We start from the raw sequence: 16,305 nt of genomic DNA, 5'->3' as shown, positions 1-16,305 counted from the left end.
AATCCTGAGCTGGATTTCAGACTTGCCTCGATCTAGCTTCGAGGACGTGGACCTCTCCGTGCTCGCCGCCGGCCTCGGCCTCGGCTTCTCCCTCATCGTCGCGATCGGCGCCCAGAACGTGTTCGTGCTGCGCCAGGGCATCCGGCGCGAGCACGTGTTCGTCGTCGCGGCGATCTGCGCCGTCTCCGATGCGCTGCTCATCGTCGCGGGCGTCGGCGGCATGGGCGCGGTGCTGCAGGCCATGCCGTGGCTCGTGGGCGTCGCGCGGTGGGCGGGTGCGATCTTCCTCCTCGGGTACGCGGTGCTCGCCGCCCGGCGCGCACTGCGCGGCACCGACGAGGGGCTCGTGGTCGAGGAGGCCGAGGTGGGAGCCCGTGGCGGCACCGCACCCGCGGCCGCCACCGCGGGCGGCCCGGCCCGCCCGGGCGGCAGCCTGACGACGGCCACCACGCCATCCGCCCGCACCGCCCTGCTCCCCGTCGTGCTGACGTGCCTCGCGCTCACCTGGCTGAACCCCCACGTGTACCTCGACACGGTCGTGCTCCTCGGCTCCGTCGGCGCCACGCACGGCGACGCCCGCTGGACGTTCGCGCTCGGCGCCGCGATCGCGAGCGCCGCCTGGTTCTTCGGCCTGGCCTACGGCGCTCGACTCCTCGGCGGCCTGCTCGCGAGCCCACGCGCCTGGCGCGTCCTCGACGGGATCATCGCGCTCGTGATGCTCGCGATCGCGGTCTCGCTCGTGCTCCCCGCCTGACCTCCCTCCCGATCGGGGGATTGCGGATCACGGCCCCACCCGTGCTAGCGTGTCCGCCATCGTGAGCACCCACACCTGTCGCTGCTGTCGCCGCTAGGCGATCGTCCTCCCCGACGATCCCAGGGCGCGATTCCTCACGCGCCGCCGACCGCAGCCCAGCTCACGCCGCATCCGACGCGTCCGCGTCAGCCCAGCGGCATCCGTCTCGAAGGCCCCCCGACCACCGGGGCCGGACCCGAACCGGATGCCACGGGCCGACGTCGAAGGATGCCGGGGCCGCATCGTCGGCGCACCACCCTCCCGGCACCCTCGAAAGGACCAGCACATGTCCGGCATCCCCGTCCTCGACCTCTCCCTGCTGAACGGCACGCCCGAGCAGCAGGCGGCCTTCCGCGACGACCTGCGCCGCGCGACCCACGAGGTCGGCTTCTTCTCGCTCGTCGGCCACGGCGTGCCGGCCGAGCTCATCGACCGCGCGTACGAGGTCGCGCGCGCGTTCTTCGCGCTGCCCGAGTCGCACAAGCTCGCCATCGAGAACGTGAAGAGCCCGCACTTCCGCGGCTACACGCGCATGGGCGGCGAGCGCACGCTCGGCCGCGTCGACATCCGGGAGCAGGTCGACATCGGCGCCGAGCGGCCCGCGGTGCCCGTCGGACCGGACACCTCGGACTACTGGGTCCTGCAGGGCCCGAACCTCTGGCCCGAGTCGCTGCCCGAGCTGCGCGAGGTCGCCGAGGAGTGGATCGCCCGCCTCGACGAGGTCGGCACGCGACTGCTCCGCGCCTGGGCCGAAGCGCTCGGCGCGCCGTCCGACGCGTTCGATGCCGCGTTCGCGACGCCGTCGCCGTACATGAAGGTCGTGCGCTACCCGGGCGTCGAGGCCGAGCAGCCGGCGCAGGGCGTCGGCGCGCACAAGGACCTCGGCGTGCTCACGCTGCTCTCGGTCGAGGAGGGCAAGGCCGGCCTCCAGGTCGAGAAGGACGGCCAGTGGATCGACGTCACCCCGCCGGCCGGCTCGTTCGTCGTGAACATCGGCGAGCTCCTCGAGATCGCCACCGGCGGCTACCTCAAGGCGACGCTGCACCGCGTGGTCTCGCCCGAGCCCGGCACCGAGCGCATCTCGATCCCCTACTTCCACGGTCCCTCGCTCGACGCGACGATCCCGACGATCGAGCTGCCCCCGGCCCTCGCCGCCGAGGCGCCCGGCGTCACCGACGACCCGGCGAACCCGCTGCACGCGGTCTTCGGCGAGAACTGGCTGAAGAGCCGACTGCGCGCGCACCCGAACGTGGTCGAGGCGCAGCACCCGCGCCTGCTCGTCGGGGTCTGACCGCCCGCGCGACGCCGCACCGCGGGATGATGGGGAGATGCGCATCGAGGTCCTGCACATCGACGACTGCCCCAACTGGCGCGGCGCCGGTCGCCTGGTGCAGGACGCGCTCGAGGTCCTGGGGCGTTCCGAGCCGGTCTCCGCGCGCCTGATCGAGTCGCCCGAACAGGCCGCCGGCACCGCGTTCGCCGGCTCGCCGACGATCAGCGTCGACGGCGACGACCTGTTCCCGACCGAGGTGCCGGTGACCGAGCTCGCCTGCCGCGTCTTCGCCACGCCCGACGGGCCCGCCGGCCTGCCGACGCTCGAGCAGGTGGTCGAGCGCCTCCGCGACCACGCTCGTTCGCGGGCCTGAGCCACGCGTGTGTCCGATCGATGTCGGTGGTGCAGCAACGGACCCGCCGGAATCGGACACTCACCGTGTCGAACACGGGTTCCGCCGTTCGTCGTACGTGCGTAGCGTGACCGAGAGAAGGGATTCCGCCATGGAGTACGCACTGTTCTACGCCGAGGGCGCCGACGCGCTCCCCTACGTGCCCGCCGACGACAACGTGGGCGAGTGGGTGGACGACGTCGAGGCGCGCGGCGTCTCGGAGTACGGCGAACGGCTGCGCCCCGAGCAGGATGCCACGACCGTGCGCGTGCGCGGTGGCGAGCTGCTCGTGGCCGACGGGCCGTTCAGCGAGTCGAAGGAGTCGATCGGGGGTTTCGACGTCATCGACGCGCGCGACCTCGACGAGGCGATCGAGATCGCGTCGAGGCATCCCGTGGCCTCGTTCGGGCGCGTCGAGATCCGCCCGTTCGTGCGGTGGCCCGACGCCGACCCCGACGCGCGCATCGTGCCGGCCGGGTTCGCCGAGCGACCTGCGCAGGGGCGCCGGTACCTCATGCTCGTCGTCGTCGAGCCCGGCGGCGAGCGCGCCGCGGCCGATGGCGGCTCGGCCGAGGACGACGGTCCCGAGGCGTGGGTCGGCGAGATGGACGGCCGCGGCGTGCGGCTCTTCGGCGAGGTGCTGCGCCCGCCGGCGGATGCCACGTTCGTGCGCCGTCGTCACGGCGAGGTCCTCGTGACCGACGGCGGCTTCGCCGAGGCGAAGGAGTGGGTCGCGGGCTTCGACCTCATCGAGGTGCAGGGCGGACTCGCCGAGGCGATCGAGGTCGCGTCGAAGCATCCGATGGCGCGCGGCGGGGCGATCGAGCTCCGGCCGCTGTGGCCGTTCGACGTGCACGAGGACCACGTCGCCCGGGCCGAACGAGAGGCCTCGGAGCGCGACCTCCGACTCGAGCCGGCCGCGGCCGATGCACTCGCGGGGGTCGCGCGCTGACGGATCGGGCAGGCGACGCGGGCCACGCGGGCGACGACCGCCCGACGCTGCCGGGCGCGGGTGGGGCCGACCCGCTCGCGCCCGGGGTCTCCGCGGGCCTGCGCGACGCGTACCGGTCCGACTGGGCGCGCGTGGTGGCGACGCTGATCCGCGTCACGGGCGACTGGGACGTCGCCGAGGAGGCCGCGGCGGGCGCGTTCGAACGCGCGGCGCTGACCTGGCCGCGCGACGGCGTGCCGCGGAACCCGGGTGCGTGGCTCACGACCGCGGCCCGCAACCTCGCGCTCGATCGGCTGCGTCGGCGCGGCGTCGAGGCGGACAAGGTCAGGGAGTGGATCGCGATGCAGGAGGCCTCCGGGGGTGCCGACGGCCCGCCCGACCCGGCGGACGTCGTCGCCGACGACGGGCCCGCCTGGGACGACCGGCTGCGCCTCGTGTTCACGTGCGCGCACCCCTCGCTCCCCATGGAGTCGCGCGTCGCGCTGACGCTCCGCGCGGTCGGCGGCCTCGACACCGGTGAGATCGCGCGCGCGTTCCACGTGCCCGAGGCGACCATGGGGCAGCGCATCTCGCGCGCGAAGCGCAAGATCCGGAACGCCGGCATCCCGTACCGCGTGCCGACCGCCGACCTGCTCCCCGAGCGCCTCGACGGGGTGCTGGCGGTGCTCTACCTGATCGCCAACGAGGGCTACCTCGCCTCGCACGGCGACGACCTCCAGCGCCTCGACCTCGCCGCCGAGGCCATCCGGCTCGCCCGGCTCCTCGTGGGGCTGCTGCCCGACGCCGACGAGGCGCAGGCGCTGCTCGCGCTCATGCTGCTCCAGCACGCGCGCTCCGCGGCGCGCATCGACGCCGACGGCGACCTCGTGCCGCTGCCCGAACAGGATCGCGCGACGTGGGACGCCGCCGAGATCCGCGAGGGCCTCGCGCTGCTCGCGACCGCGACCCCGGCGGGGGGCGCAGGTCCCGCCCCCGCCGGGCCGTACCGCCTGCAGGCCGAGATCCAGGCGGTCCACGCGCAGGCGCGCACCGCCGACGAGACGGACTGGCTCGCGATCGTCGCCCGCTACGACGCACTGGCGATGTTCGCCGACTCGCCCTTCGTGACGCTCAACCGCGCGATCGCACGCGGCATGGCGTTCGGGCCGCAGGCGGGCCTCGACGATCTCGCCCTGCTCGAGGCATCCGGCCGGCTCGACGGCTACCACCTCCTGCCGGCGGCCCAGGCCGACCTGCTGCGCCGGCAGGGCGAGGCGGATGCCGCGGCCTCGCGCTACCGCGACGCGATCGCGCTCGCCCGCACGGCGCCGGAGCGCCGCTTCCTCGAGCGCCGCCTCGCGGAGCTCCGCGAGCCATGACCTCACCCTCCACCGATCGGTGGAGGCGAAGATCGACCGCTCCACGGCTGTCGCTTCGCCCCGTCGAGGAGGAGCATCGAGGGCATGGACACCAGCAGCCCCCGCGAAGCGCCCGCCGTGCGCATCCGCGGACTCCGCAAGCAGTACGCCCGCGTCGCCGCCGTCGACGGCATCGACCTCGACATCCCGTACGGCGAGACGTTCGCGCTGCTCGGCCCCAACGGCGCGGGCAAGTCGACCACGATCGAGATCCTCGAGGGCTACCGCCTCCGCACTGCGGGCGAGGTCAGCGTCCTCGGCGTCGATCCCGCCCGGGGCGGCCTCGACTGGAAGTCGCGCCTCGGCATCGTGCTGCAGTCGGGGACCGAGAGCGGCGCGATGACCGTGCGCGAGCAGCTCGCCCACTTCGCGGGCCTCTACCCGCGCCCACGCGACGTCGACGAGGTGGTCGCCGCGGTCGGGCTCGAGGAGAAGGCGCGCACGCGCGTCGCGAAGCTCTCGGGCGGTCAGCGGCGACGCCTCGACGTCGCCCTCGGCATCATCGGACAACCCGAACTGCTGTTCCTCGACGAGCCGACGACCGGGTTCGACCCCGAGGCCCGGCGCGAGTTCTGGGACCTGATCCGGTCGCTGAAGCGCGATGGCACGACCATCCTGCTCACGACCCACTACCTCGACGAGGCCGAGCAGCTCGGGGACCGGGCGGGCATCATCATCGGCGGGAAGCTCGTCGACGTCGGCCGCGTGCACGAGCTCGGCGGTGCCGAGGCGCGGGTGCCCATCGTCCGCTGGACCGACCCCGACGGCACTCGGCGCGAGTCGCGCACCGAGCGCCCGGCCGAGTTCGTGGCCTCCGTCGCCCGAGACTGCGGCGGCGAGCCCGCCGACCTCGAGGTCATCCGACCGAGCCTCGAGGACATCTACCTGGACCTGGTCCGCGCCTCCGGTGCGGAGATCATCGACACCGAGGAGGCTCTCGCATGAGCACCACCGACCTGACCACCGTGGCCGGCACCGCCGCCGGCACCCGCCGCCCCGGGCGTCTCGCGCTCGGCGGCTCCCGCATCGGCTACGAGGTCCGGAGCTACTTCCGCTCCCCCGACGCGGTGTTCTTCACCTTCCTCTTCCCGTTCATCATGCTCGGCATCTTCACCGCCGCGTTCAGCTCGGCGGGAGACATCCAGCCGGCTCCCGGCATGGAGGGCGTCTCGGTCGGCGCGTACTACCTGCCGGGCCTCCTGGCCGCCGGCATGCTGCTCTCCGGCGTGCAGAACCTCGCGATCGACATCGCGATCGAGAAGTCCGACGGCACCCTGAAGCGCCTCGGCGGCACGCCGCTGTCGCCGGTGTCGTACTTCATCGGGAAGATCGGGCAGGTCTTCGTGACCGGCGTGCTGCAGGCGGCGCTGCTCCTCGTCGCCGCGGCCACGCTGTTCGGCATCGCGCTGCCCACCGAACCCGAGAAGTGGGCGACCTTCGCCTGGGTGTTCGTGCTCGGCGTGGGCACCTCGGCCCTGCTCGGCATCGCGCTCTCCTCGGTGCCGCGCTCGGGCAAGTCCGCTGCGGCGGTCGTGATCCCGATCCTGCTCGTGCTCCAGTTCATCTCGGGCGTCTACCTGCAGTTCTACCAACTGCCCGAGTGGATGCAGAACGTCGCGAGCCTCTTCCCGCTCAAGTGGATGGCGCAGGGCATGCGCGCCGTGTTCCTGCCCGAGGACTTCGCGGTGCTCGAGCAGAACGGTGCGTGGGATCTCGGCTGGGTCGCGGTCGCGCTGCTCGCCTGGCTCGTCATCGGCCTGGTCCTCAGCCGCCTCACCTTCCGCTGGATCCGGCGCGACGCGTGAGTGCTGCGCGACGCGAGCACCCTGTGGGAGCCTGAGTCCATGCAGAACGTGCGGTGGTGGGATGCCGCGGCGGTCGCGGTCGCGGTCGTGATCGCCGCGGTCTCCCTGCTCGACCCGCCGTTCGGCGCCGACGACGTCGGCGTGTGGGCGGTCGCGGGGGCGTTCCTCCTGGTCCACCTGGCGTGGGGCCGACGGTGCGTGCCGGTCGCGACGACCCGCACGCACCTGGCGGTCTCGATCACGTACGCGGTGCTCCTCGCGGTCGGCACCGCGATCGAGCCGTCGTTCGCGATCCTGCAGGCGTTCCTCTACCCGTTCGTCTGGTCGACCTCGCCGTCGACGCGCAGTGCGATCATCGCGAACCTCGCCATCGCCGTCGCGATCGTGTTCGGCTACGCAGCTCGGTCGGGGCCCGCGGGCCTCGTCACCGGTTCCGCGATCGCCGCGCTCTCGGTCGGCTTCAGCATCGCGCTCGGCCTCTGGATCACGCGCATCGCGCAGTTCGGCGAGGAGCGCGCTCGCCTGCTCGAGGAGCTGCAGGCGGCGCAGGGCCAGCTCGCCGCCATGCACCGCGACGCGGGCGTGGCCGACGAGCGGGCGCGGCTCGCCCGCGAGATCCACGACACGATCGCGCAGAGCCTCACCGGGATGGTGATGGTCGCCCAGCGCACCGAGCGGCGGCTCGCCGGAGTGGACGGCGAGGCCGCGGCATCCGCTCGGGGCGACGTCGAGCTCATGGAGCAGATGGCCCGGGAGGCGCTCACCGAGGCGCGCGGGCTCGTCGCGTCGCTCGCGCCGATCGAATCCGACGGCGGCCTGGGCGAGGCGCTGCGGCGACTCGCGGCGACGTTCGAACGCGAGACCGGCGTGCGCGTGTCGGTGACGACGGATGCCGCGGGGCTCGACCGCGAGCTCGAGGTCGTGCTGCTGCGCTGCGCGCAGGAGGCGCTCGCGAACGTCCGCAAGCACGCGCGCGCGAACGTGGCCGAGATCGTGGTCACCACGGCGGGCGTGCCGCCCGAGATCGTGCTCGCGGTCCGCGACGACGGCGTCGGACCCGGCGACGCCGTGCCCGGCGACGGCGGCTTCGGGCTCGTCGGCATGCGCGATCGGGTCTCGCTCGTGGGCGGGCGACTCGAGTTCGGCGCCGGCCGCGACGGCGGGACCGTGCTGCGGGTGGTCGTCCCCTCGCGCCGAGCCGAGGAACGACGCGACGCGACGGCGGGAGCCGACGCATGAGCGAGCCGATCCGGGTCGTGGTCGCCGACGACCATCCCATCGTCCGCGCCGGCATCGTCGGGCTGCTCGATTCCGAGCCCGGCATCGAGGTGGTCGGCGAGGCCGTCGACGGCGGGGAGGCGGTCGCGCTCGCGACCGAGCTGCAGCCCGACCTGGTGCTCATGGACCTGCGGATGCCCGTGCTCGACGGCGCCGCCGCGACGGAACGCATCGTGGCATCCGTCGGCGGGACCGGCACCCGGGTGCTGGTGCTCACGACGTACGAGACCGACGACCACATCCTCGCCGCGATCGAGGCGGGTGCGAGCGGGTACCTGCTGAAGGCCGCACCGCAGGAGGAGATCCTCGCCGGCATCCGCTCGGTCGCCGCCGGCGAGACCGTGCTCGCCCCGTCGATCGCGGCGAAGCTCGTCGCACGCGTGCGCACGGGGGCGACGGCCGCGGCCGACCCCGCGCCGACGCTGTCGCCGCGCGAGCTCGACGTGCTCCGGCTGGTCGCCGACGGCCGCTCCAACCCCGAGATCGGTCGGATGCTGCACATCGGCGAGGCGACCGTGAAGACGCACCTCATCCACGTGTTCGAGAAGCTCGAGGTGAGCGATCGCACGCGGGCGGTCACACGGGCGATGGAGCTCGGGCTGCTCTGACCGGGTCGCGCGCCGCGGGGCGCGGTCGCGCCCGACGGCGTCTCGGGACCCGTACGCTGAGCCGGTGGGATCCGGTCGAACGACACCGAACGCAGGGCGCACCGCTCGCGCATGGCGCGTCCCGCGTCCCCGCCTCCCGGCGCCCGGCCGTGATCGCCGGCTCGCCGCGTCGCCCGACGGTGACGGCGTGTTCATCGTCCTGAACCGCTCGGCGGGGACCAGCGTCGTTCGCTCCGACCCCGCGACCGTGCTGCGCACCCGTCTCCCGCGCGCCGAACTGCGCTTCCTCGACCCTGGCGAGGATCCGGCCGCGGTCGTCGCCGACGCCCTCGCCCGGCCGGCGCCGCCGCGCATCGTCGGCGTCTGCGGCGGCGACGGATCGGTCGGCGCGGTCGCGCACGCGGCCCGCGCCGCCGGGGTGCCGCTCCTCGTCGTTCCGGGCGGCACGTTCAACCACTTCGCGCGCACGGTGGGCCTGGCGTCCGTCGACGACGCGGTCGACGCCCTGCAGGCGGGCCAGGGCGTGCGGGCGGACGTCGCCGAGCTCGCGTTCGGCGACGCCGCGCCGATCACGGTCATGAACTCCGCGTCGGTCGGCGTCTATCCCGACGTCATCGCGCTGCGCGAGCGCGTGCGGCCGCGGCTCGGGAAGTGGCTCGCCGGGATCTTCGCCGCGGAACGGGTGCTGCGGCGGTCGGAGCCGGTGGCGGTCGTGATCGGGGGCCGCCGCGCCGAGGTCTGGGCGCTCTTCGTCGGGGTCGGGCGCAACGACCGGGGCATCCATGCGCCGCTGCAACGGCGCGAACTCGACGACGGCCTGCTCGACGTGCGCGTCCTGCACCGCGGTTCGCGGACCGGCGCGATCGCGGCGCTCGCGTTCGGCCAGCGGACGGCCGCCGTGCTTCGAGCCCTTCGACTCGTGCCCGAGCGGGTCGAGGCGTTCGCGACCGCAGACCTGACGGTCGACGTGCGGCCCAGGAGCGGACGGCCGCCCGGGTTCGTGCACGACGGCGAGGTCGCGCTCGAGGCGCCGGCCGCGGCCACCGCCGACCTGTCGGCACCGGGGTACCGCACGCGGATCCGGGTGATGCCGGGCGCGGTCGACGTCTACCGGCCGTCGGCGACAAGGTCCGGGGAGGAGGCCGCGCGCTGACGCTCCGGCGCTGCGGCACTGGGCGGGCGCCGGGCCCGCGGCCTAGAGATCGACGCCGACGAGCATGGGTTCGGGGTGCAGCACGATCCCGAACTCGGCCTGGACGCGCCCCTGCACGAACCGCGCGAGCTGGGCGAGCTCCTCGGCGCTCGCTCCGCCCCGGTTCGTCACCGCCAGCGTGTGCTTCGACGAGATCGCCGCGCGCGACCCCGGCAGGGCGAACCCGCGGCGGATGCCGCTGTGCTCGATGAGCCACGCCGCCGAGAGCTTCACGAGCGGTTCGCCCGGGTCGGCGTGCGCGTGCGCCTCGGCGGCCTCGACCTCGGCCTGGTGCGCGAGGAACGCGTCGAGCGGCGACTGGGCCTCGAGCTCGGCGAGCGGCACGACCTCGTCGGGCTCGTCCGGCTCGAGGTACCACCGCGGGGCGTCGCCGGGAAGCGTGCGCGCGACGCGCTCCGAGACGATCGGGTTGGTGAAGAACGAGCCTGCGCTCACCGAGTCGGGGTCGTCGGGGTCGAGCACCATGCCCTTGCCCGACCGGAGCGCGAGCACCGCGTCGCGGACGTCGGCGACGGGCACGCGGTCGCCGAGCTGCACGCCGAGCGCGCCAGCGAGCTGGGCGTACGCGACGGGAGTGCCGAGCGCCTGGCCGAGCACCTCGCGCTCGGCGGTCGTGTCGTGCAGGGCGATCTCGATCGAGACGACGACCCCGGCGAGCCCCTGCTTCAGCACCGAGGTGCGGTAGCCGAGCTCGAGCTCGTCGGCCGACATGCGGCGCGGGCGTTCGGCGCCCTCGTCGAGGAACTCGATGCCGATGAGCACGTCGGAGAGCTCCTGGCCGTAGGCGCCGATGTTCTGCACGGGCGCCGCGCCGACCGAGCCGGGGATGCCGCTGAGCGCCTCGAGCCCGGAGAAGCCGCGCTCGACCGTGAAGGCGACGAGCTCGTCCCAGACCTCGCCGGCCTGCACGCGCAGGTGCACGCTTCCGGGCCCGGCGCCGGGGAGCACCTCGATGCCCTTCGTCGCGATCCGGATCACGGTGCCCGCGAACCCGTCGTCGCCGACGAGCAGGTTGGAGCCGCCGCCGACGACCATCCACCGCCCGCCCGACGCGTCGGCCTCGCGGACGAGGTCGACGAGCTCGCGCTGCAGGGTCGCCGTGACGAGTCGATCGATCGGCCCTCCGACGCGGAGCGTCGTGAGGTCGGAGAACGGCACGCCGTGCTGCTCGACGGTTCCCTCGGTGGTGCCCGGCTCGCTCATGTCAGGCGAGCACCACGCGCACCTGAGCCTTGCCCAGCACGGTCGCGCCCTCGAAGGTCACGGTGAGGTCGACGCGCACGGCGCGCGCCTCGGCGTCGAGCTGGCCGACCTTCGCCGTGACGGAGACATCCGCCCCGGCCTCGGGGTCGACGACGACGGGCCGGGTGAAGCGCACCTGGTAGTCGGCGACGCGACCCGGGTCGCCCGCCCAGTCGACGACGGGCTGCACGGCGAGGCCCATCGTGAGCATGCCGTGCGCGAGCACGCCGGGGAGGCCGACCGACGCGGCGACGTCGTCGCGGTAGTGGATCGGGTTGAAGTCGCCCGATGCGCCCGCGTAGCGGACGAGCGAGTCGCGCGTCAGGTGGAACTCGCGCTCGGCGACCACGTCGCCGACGGCGAGCGCATCGAAGTCGGGGGCCGCGACGGTCTCGGTCATCAGTCGTCTCCTCGCACGACGAGGGTGGAGATCGCGGTCACGACGTGCGCGCCCTCCGCGTCGGTGATCACGGACTCGGCGGTGACCATCGAGTGCGCGCCGAGGGTCTTGACGCTCGACACCGTGAGCGTCGCGGTGAGCTCGTCGCCCGCGACGATCGGCCGCGTCGACGTGAACCGCTGGTCGCCGTGGACCACGCGGGTGAAGTCGATGCCCGCGTCGGGCTCGGCGAGCAGCTGCGCGAGCGTGTGCTCCTGCACGACGACCGCGAAGGTCGGCGGCGCGACGATGTCGGCGTGGCCCGCGGCGCGCGCGGCGTCGACGTCGTGGTTGATCGGGTTGGCCGCGAACACGGCGCGCGCGAATTCGCGCACCTTCTCGCGGCCGACGAGGTACGGCGCGGTCGGCGCGAACTCGCGCCCCTGCAGCTCGGGGTTCACTGGCACCGTGCCAGTCTACGCAGGGCGCTCGGCGCCGCTCCGCGCGGCCTCAGCGCAGCGTCAGCGCGGCCTCAGCGCTTGCCGCCGCCGAGCAGGCCGCCGAGCAGGTCGCCCAGCCCGCCGAGCGCACCGGCCGAGCCGCCGGAGGCGCCGCCACCCCCGGCACCGCCCAGCAATCCGCCGAGCAGGTCGCCGATGCCGCCCCCAGCGCCGGTCGGGGCGGCCGTCGCCCCGCCCTGCTGACGCTTCGAGAACTGCCCGGCGAGGAAGCTCAGCACGATCGGCGCGAGGATCGGGAGCAGCTTCTGGATGAGTCCCGGATCGGCCTTCCCCTCCGTCGACCCGAGCTTGTTCACGACCTGGTCGGTGTTCGCGCCGAAGACGTTGTGCACGATCCTCTCGCCGTCTCCCTCGTCGACCTCGTCGAGGTCCACGCCGCCCTCGAACAGCTGCGGCGGATGGTGCTGCACGGCCCGTTCGAGCGAGGCCGCGCCCGCGGCATCCTGTGCGTTGGCCCCCATGCCGCCGAGGAGCGCGGGCAGCGCCTGGTCGACCGCCGCGCGGGCGGTCGCCTCGTCGACGCCGAGCCGCGAGGCGAGGTCGGCGATCGGGATGTTGGCGATGATGTCGTCGTACGAGGCCACGGCCCGTCCTTCCCCCTGTGCGCCCTCCCCGGGCGCCCCCGCTCACGCTAGCCGCCGCGCGCGGCGCGGGGAACCCCGGCGTCGCGTCAGTCGGTCTCGCGCAGCCGCGAGAGCCGGAGCCGCAGCGAGTCGAGGAGGAGTTCGAGCCCCTCCTCGAAGGCCCGGTCGGAGCGCGCGGCGCCGCGCTCCGCGCCGGCGAGCAGTCGCCCGAGCGTCTCGGTCGGCCCCTGCGGCTGCCAGATGTCGTCGGGCGACGCGAGGTCGAGGCCGAACCCGAGCGCGAAGGAGTCGAGGATCGCGACGACGGTGAGGACCTCGTCATCGGGGAATCCGGCGTGGAGGAGCGCGGTGGCGAGGTTGTCGTAGCTCGCGATGACGAGCGGGTCGGTGATGGTCTTGCCGACGATGAGCGGGATGGCGTTGGGGTGGTCGGCGTACATGCGCCGCTGCCTGCGCAGGGTCGTGGCGACGACCTCGTCCCACGTCCCCTCGGGCAGGTCGGCCAGGTACTGCCCCGCGATGCGGCCGCGGATGAGCTCGATGATCTCGTCGCGCCCGCGGACGTGGTTGTAGAGCGAGGACGGCGTGACGCCGAGCGCCCGGGCGAGGGCGTTGACGCCGAACGGCCGGCCGGAATCGACGAGTTCCAGCGCCGCGTCGGCGATGCGATCGGCGGAGAGGAGCGGCACCTTCGGCCTCGGCATGCGCACCTCCTCGTCGCGCCCAGCCTAGGGCGGCGTCCTGACGGTTTCCGAATCACCCCTTCCCATCCGGCGGGTCGGCGTGGATAATAAACGAACACCATTCGTTAGAGCGGATGCCGCACCGGGCGAACCGCGAACCTCCCTCTTGCACGACGACGTGCACTCCCCGACAGGAGACCTCCCGTGACCGACCACGTTCCCACTGCTCGCGTCCCACTCCGCCTTCCCGGCGCCGTCGCGACCTTCGGCATCGGCATCGCCGGCTACCTCGGCGTGAACCTCTCGCCGTACATGATCGCCGCACTCCAGACGGCACTCGGCGCCGACGTCCTCACCGCCAGCTGGATCGTCACCGCGACGCTCCTCGCCACCGCGATCACCGGCCTGGCCGTCGCCCGGCTCTGCGCCGGCCCGCGGCGCCTCGCCGTCGCGCGCATCGGGCTCGCGGTCGCCGCAGCCGGGTTCGGCATCGCCGCGTTCGTCCCGGCACCCGCCGCCGTCGTCGCCGGACTCATCGCGGGCGGCATCGGTGCCGGCGGCGCGGTCGCCTCCTCGGGCGCGGCCCTCGCCGCGTTCATCAACCCGGAGCGGGTGGCCGGCGTCAACGGGCTCGCCAACCGCGCCGTGATCACCGTGATCCTCGCCATCGTGCCGATGATCGGCCTCGCACCGGCCAGCGTGTTCGGCGTGCTCGCCGTGTTCTCGGTCGCGATGCTCGCCACCACGGCATGGCTGCCCGCGGCGCCGATCATCGGCCCGGCCGCGACCGGCGCGCCCGCGGCATCCGTCACCGGGGTCTCGACGGGCTCGCGCCGCGTGACGATCGCCGGACTCGCACTGCTCGCCTGCTTCGCCCTCTGGGCCGTGAGCGAGGACTCGCTCTGGGCCATGGCCGGGGTCATGGGCGCCGAGCAGGCCGCACTCACCCCCGAGGGCCTCGGCCTCGCGCTGAGCGGCGCCACCGCCGGCGGCATCCTCGGCGCCATCCTCGTCACCGTCGTCGGGGACCGGTTCGGTCGAGCCCTGCCGCTCGCGATCCTGCTCGCCACGGGCGGCGTGCTCAAGATGATCGAGTCGACCGTCACCGACCCGACGGCGTTCATCGTCGTGTTCATCGCCTGGAACACCGTCTACGCCGTCGCGTTCCTCTACTTCGTCGCGACGGCCGCCGCGCTCGACGCCGACGGACGCTGGTCGGGACCGCTGCTCGCGGTCTACCTCGTCGGCTCGGCACTCACCCCGGTCATCGGCGCCGCGCTCGTCGAGGCGCTCGGGTTCGCGGGCTTCGGCATCGTGCTCGGCGTCGCGAGCTTCGCACTGATCACTCCGGTCGTCCTCGTGGCACGGTTCTCGCGCGCAGCCCAGGCCGCCGAGGCGACGGATGCCGCGGCCCGGCGGCCGGCGGCGCCGGCCGACGCAGAGGAGGTCCGCGCATGAGCCGCACCGTGTACGTGAACGCGCGGGTCTTCACGGCCGACGAGCCCGAGTGGGCCGAGGCGATCGCCGTGGACGGCACGAGCATCGTGGCCGTCGGCTCGGAGGAGGAGGTGCGGGCCGCCGCAGGCCCCGCCGGTTCCGACGGCGCCGAGGTCGTCGACCTCGACGGGCGACTCGTGCTGCCGGGCGTCGTCGACGCGCACACGCACCTCGTCATGATGGGCGAGGCGCTCGGCCGCGTGGGCCTCACCGACGCCCGCACGCTCGACGAGATCCGGTCGCGCCTCGTCGCGGCCCGCGCCGCCGACCCCGACGCGCCCCGCGTGCTCGGCCGCGGCTGGCTGTTCGACTCCGTGCCGGGCGGGGCGCCCACCTCGGCGATGCTCGACGCGGCACTGCCCGACGTGCCCGTCTACCTCGACGCGAACGACTACCACTCGTGCTGGGTGAACTCGGCGGCGCTCGTGGAGCTCGGCATCACGCGCGACACGCCCGACCCGATCGGCGGGCGCATCGGGCGCGACGCCACGGGCGAGCCGAACGGCATGCTCTACGAGACCGCCGCGCAGCAGTACGCCTGGGAGCACCTCGCCGAGCAGGCGACCGACGCCGACCGCGACGCCGCCGTCGAGCGCACGATCGCCGCGTACCTCGCGACGGGCGTCACGGGCGTCGTCGACATGGCCTTCGACGAGCTCGGGCTCGCCGCGTTCCGTCGCGCCGCCGACCGTCGCGGCGGCACGCTGCCCGTCCGCGTCGTCGCGCACTGGTTCGTGGCGAACACCGGCGATGCCGACGCGAACCTCGCCCAGGTCGCGCGGGCCGTCGAGCTCGCGAGCGAGGTCGACGCGCCGTGGCTCCGCATCGCGGGGATCAAGCTCGTGCTCGACGGCGTGATCGATGCGTGCACGGCCGCGATGCGGCATCCGTACGTCGACGGCTCGAACGCCGAGCCGATCTGGCCCCTGGACGCGCTCGAGCCCGTGGTCGCGGCCGCGGATGCCGCGGGCCTGCAGGTCGCGATGCACGCCATCGGCGACGCCGCGAGCGGCATCGCCCTCGACGCGCTGGAGCACGCGCACGAGGTCAACGGCGAGCGCGACCGTCGGCATCGCATCGAGCACCTCGAGTACGTCGACCGGGCGGATGTCGCGCGGCTCGCGCGCCTCGGCGTCGTCGCGTCGATGCAGCCCGTGCACGCCGATCCCGCGATCTGGGCGAACTGGGCCGCGATGCTCGGCGACGAGCGCGCCGACCGCGGCTTCCCGTGGACCGAGATCACCGACGCGGGCGCCGTCCTGGCGTTCTCGACGGACGCGCCGACGGCGCCGCACGAGGCGCTGCCCAACCTGTACGTGGCGGCGACCCGGCGCTCGGCGCTCGACCCCTCGTTCCCCGCGAACCACCCGGAGTACGCCGTCCCGCTCGCCGACGCGGTGCGTCATGCGACGCGCGACGCCGCGTTCTCGTGCCGCGAGGAGGACGCGCGCGGCCGGATCGCACCGGGACTCGCGGCGGACTTCGCGGTGGTCGACCGCGACCCGTTTGAGCTCGGGGACGACGCGCTCCTCGAGGCACGCGTCATCCGCACGGTCGTCGCGGGCGGCACGGTGTACGAGGTCGAGGCCGCCGCGGACGAGCGCGAGGCGGCGCGCGCCGTCGCCTGACGGGCCCGCGCCGACACCCATTCATTCGCTCTTGACTTATATAAGTGACGAGCGAAGAATG

At 74.1% G+C, this 16,305-nt stretch carries 17 protein-coding genes; 12 read left to right on the top strand and 5 right to left on the bottom strand.

Going from position 1 to position 16,305, the window contains the following annotated elements:
- Positions 1–46: 46 nt before the first annotated feature.
- From ACFVHK_RS08380 to ACFVHK_RS08335, 10 genes are all read left to right on the top strand, one after another.
- On the top strand, positions 47–754 hold the full coding sequence (locus ACFVHK_RS08380; protein ID WP_376928414.1) for a LysE/ArgO family amino acid transporter: 708 nt from the start codon (positions 47–49) through the stop codon (positions 752–754).
- A 325-nt stretch (positions 755–1,079) separates the two neighbouring features.
- Positions 1,080–2,084: an isopenicillin N synthase family dioxygenase gene (locus ACFVHK_RS08375; protein ID WP_376928413.1), complete on the top strand. Its 1,005-nt coding sequence runs from the start codon at positions 1,080–1,082 to the stop codon at positions 2,082–2,084.
- A 37-nt stretch (positions 2,085–2,121) separates the two neighbouring features.
- Positions 2,122–2,439 carry a thioredoxin family protein gene (locus ACFVHK_RS08370; RefSeq protein ID WP_129235730.1) on the top strand — a complete coding sequence of 106 codons (318 nt, stop codon included), beginning with the start codon at positions 2,122–2,124 and terminating at the stop codon, positions 2,437–2,439.
- A 130-nt stretch (positions 2,440–2,569) separates the two neighbouring features.
- Positions 2,570–3,409 carry a YciI family protein gene (locus ACFVHK_RS08365; protein ID WP_376928412.1) on the top strand — a complete coding sequence of 280 codons (840 nt, stop codon included), beginning with the start codon at positions 2,570–2,572 and terminating at the stop codon, positions 3,407–3,409.
- Between the two features lie 134 nt (positions 3,410–3,543).
- On the top strand, positions 3,544–4,767 hold the full coding sequence (locus ACFVHK_RS08360; RefSeq protein ID WP_376928411.1) for an RNA polymerase sigma factor: 1,224 nt from the start codon (positions 3,544–3,546) through the stop codon (positions 4,765–4,767).
- 84 nt (positions 4,768–4,851) lie between these two features.
- Positions 4,852–5,751, top strand: coding sequence for an ABC transporter ATP-binding protein (locus ACFVHK_RS08355; RefSeq protein ID WP_376928410.1), 900 nt, complete (start codon positions 4,852–4,854; stop codon positions 5,749–5,751).
- Positions 5,748–6,611: an ABC transporter permease gene (locus ACFVHK_RS08350; protein ID WP_129235460.1), complete on the top strand. Its 864-nt coding sequence runs from the start codon at positions 5,748–5,750 to the stop codon at positions 6,609–6,611. The genes ACFVHK_RS08355 and ACFVHK_RS08350 overlap by 4 nt, the downstream gene beginning before the upstream one ends.
- 39 nt (positions 6,612–6,650) lie before the next feature.
- Positions 6,651–7,850 carry a sensor histidine kinase gene (locus tag ACFVHK_RS08345; RefSeq protein ID WP_376928409.1) on the top strand — a complete coding sequence of 400 codons (1,200 nt, stop codon included), beginning with the start codon at positions 6,651–6,653 and terminating at the stop codon, positions 7,848–7,850.
- Positions 7,847–8,497 carry a response regulator gene (locus tag ACFVHK_RS08340; RefSeq protein ID WP_376928408.1) on the top strand — a complete coding sequence of 217 codons (651 nt, stop codon included), beginning with the start codon at positions 7,847–7,849 and terminating at the stop codon, positions 8,495–8,497. The genes ACFVHK_RS08345 and ACFVHK_RS08340 overlap by 4 nt, the downstream gene beginning before the upstream one ends.
- Positions 8,498–8,684: 187 nt before the next feature.
- Entirely contained in the window at positions 8,685–9,650 is a 966-nt protein-coding gene (locus tag ACFVHK_RS08335) for a diacylglycerol/lipid kinase family protein (RefSeq protein ID WP_376928407.1), read from the top strand.
- Between the two features lie 42 nt (positions 9,651–9,692).
- Here ACFVHK_RS08335 and ACFVHK_RS08330 read toward each other — a convergent pair whose 3' ends face one another.
- The 5 genes from ACFVHK_RS08330 to ACFVHK_RS08310 all read right to left on the bottom strand — a co-directional run bounded on the left by ACFVHK_RS08330 (position 9,693) and on the right by ACFVHK_RS08310 (position 13,140).
- Positions 9,693–10,913 carry a UDP-N-acetylmuramate dehydrogenase gene (locus ACFVHK_RS08330; RefSeq protein WP_376928406.1) on the bottom strand — a complete coding sequence of 407 codons (1,221 nt, stop codon included), beginning with the start codon at positions 10,911–10,913 and terminating at the stop codon, positions 9,693–9,695.
- Position 10,914: 1 nt separating this feature from the next.
- On the bottom strand, positions 10,915–11,352 hold the full coding sequence (locus tag ACFVHK_RS08325; protein WP_376928405.1) for a MaoC family dehydratase: 438 nt from the start codon (positions 11,350–11,352) through the stop codon (positions 10,915–10,917).
- Positions 11,352–11,798, bottom strand: a complete 447-nt coding sequence (locus ACFVHK_RS08320; RefSeq protein WP_129235620.1) for an FAS1-like dehydratase domain-containing protein — start codon at positions 11,796–11,798, stop codon at positions 11,352–11,354. The genes ACFVHK_RS08325 and ACFVHK_RS08320 overlap by 1 nt, the downstream gene beginning before the upstream one ends.
- Before the next feature lie 65 nt (positions 11,799–11,863).
- Complete coding sequence (locus ACFVHK_RS08315) at positions 11,864–12,436, bottom strand: DUF937 domain-containing protein (RefSeq protein WP_376928404.1); 573 nt, start codon at positions 12,434–12,436, stop codon at positions 11,864–11,866.
- An 86-nt stretch (positions 12,437–12,522) separates the two neighbouring features.
- Positions 12,523–13,140, bottom strand: coding sequence for a TetR/AcrR family transcriptional regulator (locus tag ACFVHK_RS08310; RefSeq protein ID WP_376928403.1), 618 nt, complete (start codon positions 13,138–13,140; stop codon positions 12,523–12,525).
- A gap of 183 nt (positions 13,141–13,323) precedes the next feature.
- On the opposite strand from ACFVHK_RS08310, the gene ACFVHK_RS08305 reads away from it, so the two are divergent.
- Positions 13,324–14,577 carry an MFS transporter gene (locus ACFVHK_RS08305; RefSeq protein WP_376928402.1) on the top strand — a complete coding sequence of 418 codons (1,254 nt, stop codon included), beginning with the start codon at positions 13,324–13,326 and terminating at the stop codon, positions 14,575–14,577.
- Entirely contained in the window at positions 14,574–16,244 is a 1,671-nt protein-coding gene (locus tag ACFVHK_RS08300; protein WP_376928401.1) for an amidohydrolase, read from the top strand. The genes ACFVHK_RS08305 and ACFVHK_RS08300 overlap by 4 nt, the downstream gene beginning before the upstream one ends.
- Positions 16,245–16,305 lie beyond the last annotated feature (61 nt).

It is taken from the genome of Agromyces binzhouensis, assembly GCF_042672355.1.
In the GTDB taxonomy this organism is placed as follows: Bacteria; Actinomycetota; Actinomycetes; order Actinomycetales; family Microbacteriaceae; genus Agromyces; species Agromyces binzhouensis.
The sequence above is the reverse complement of the archived record's forward strand: the minus strand, read 5'-3'. Positions and strand labels throughout refer to the sequence as shown.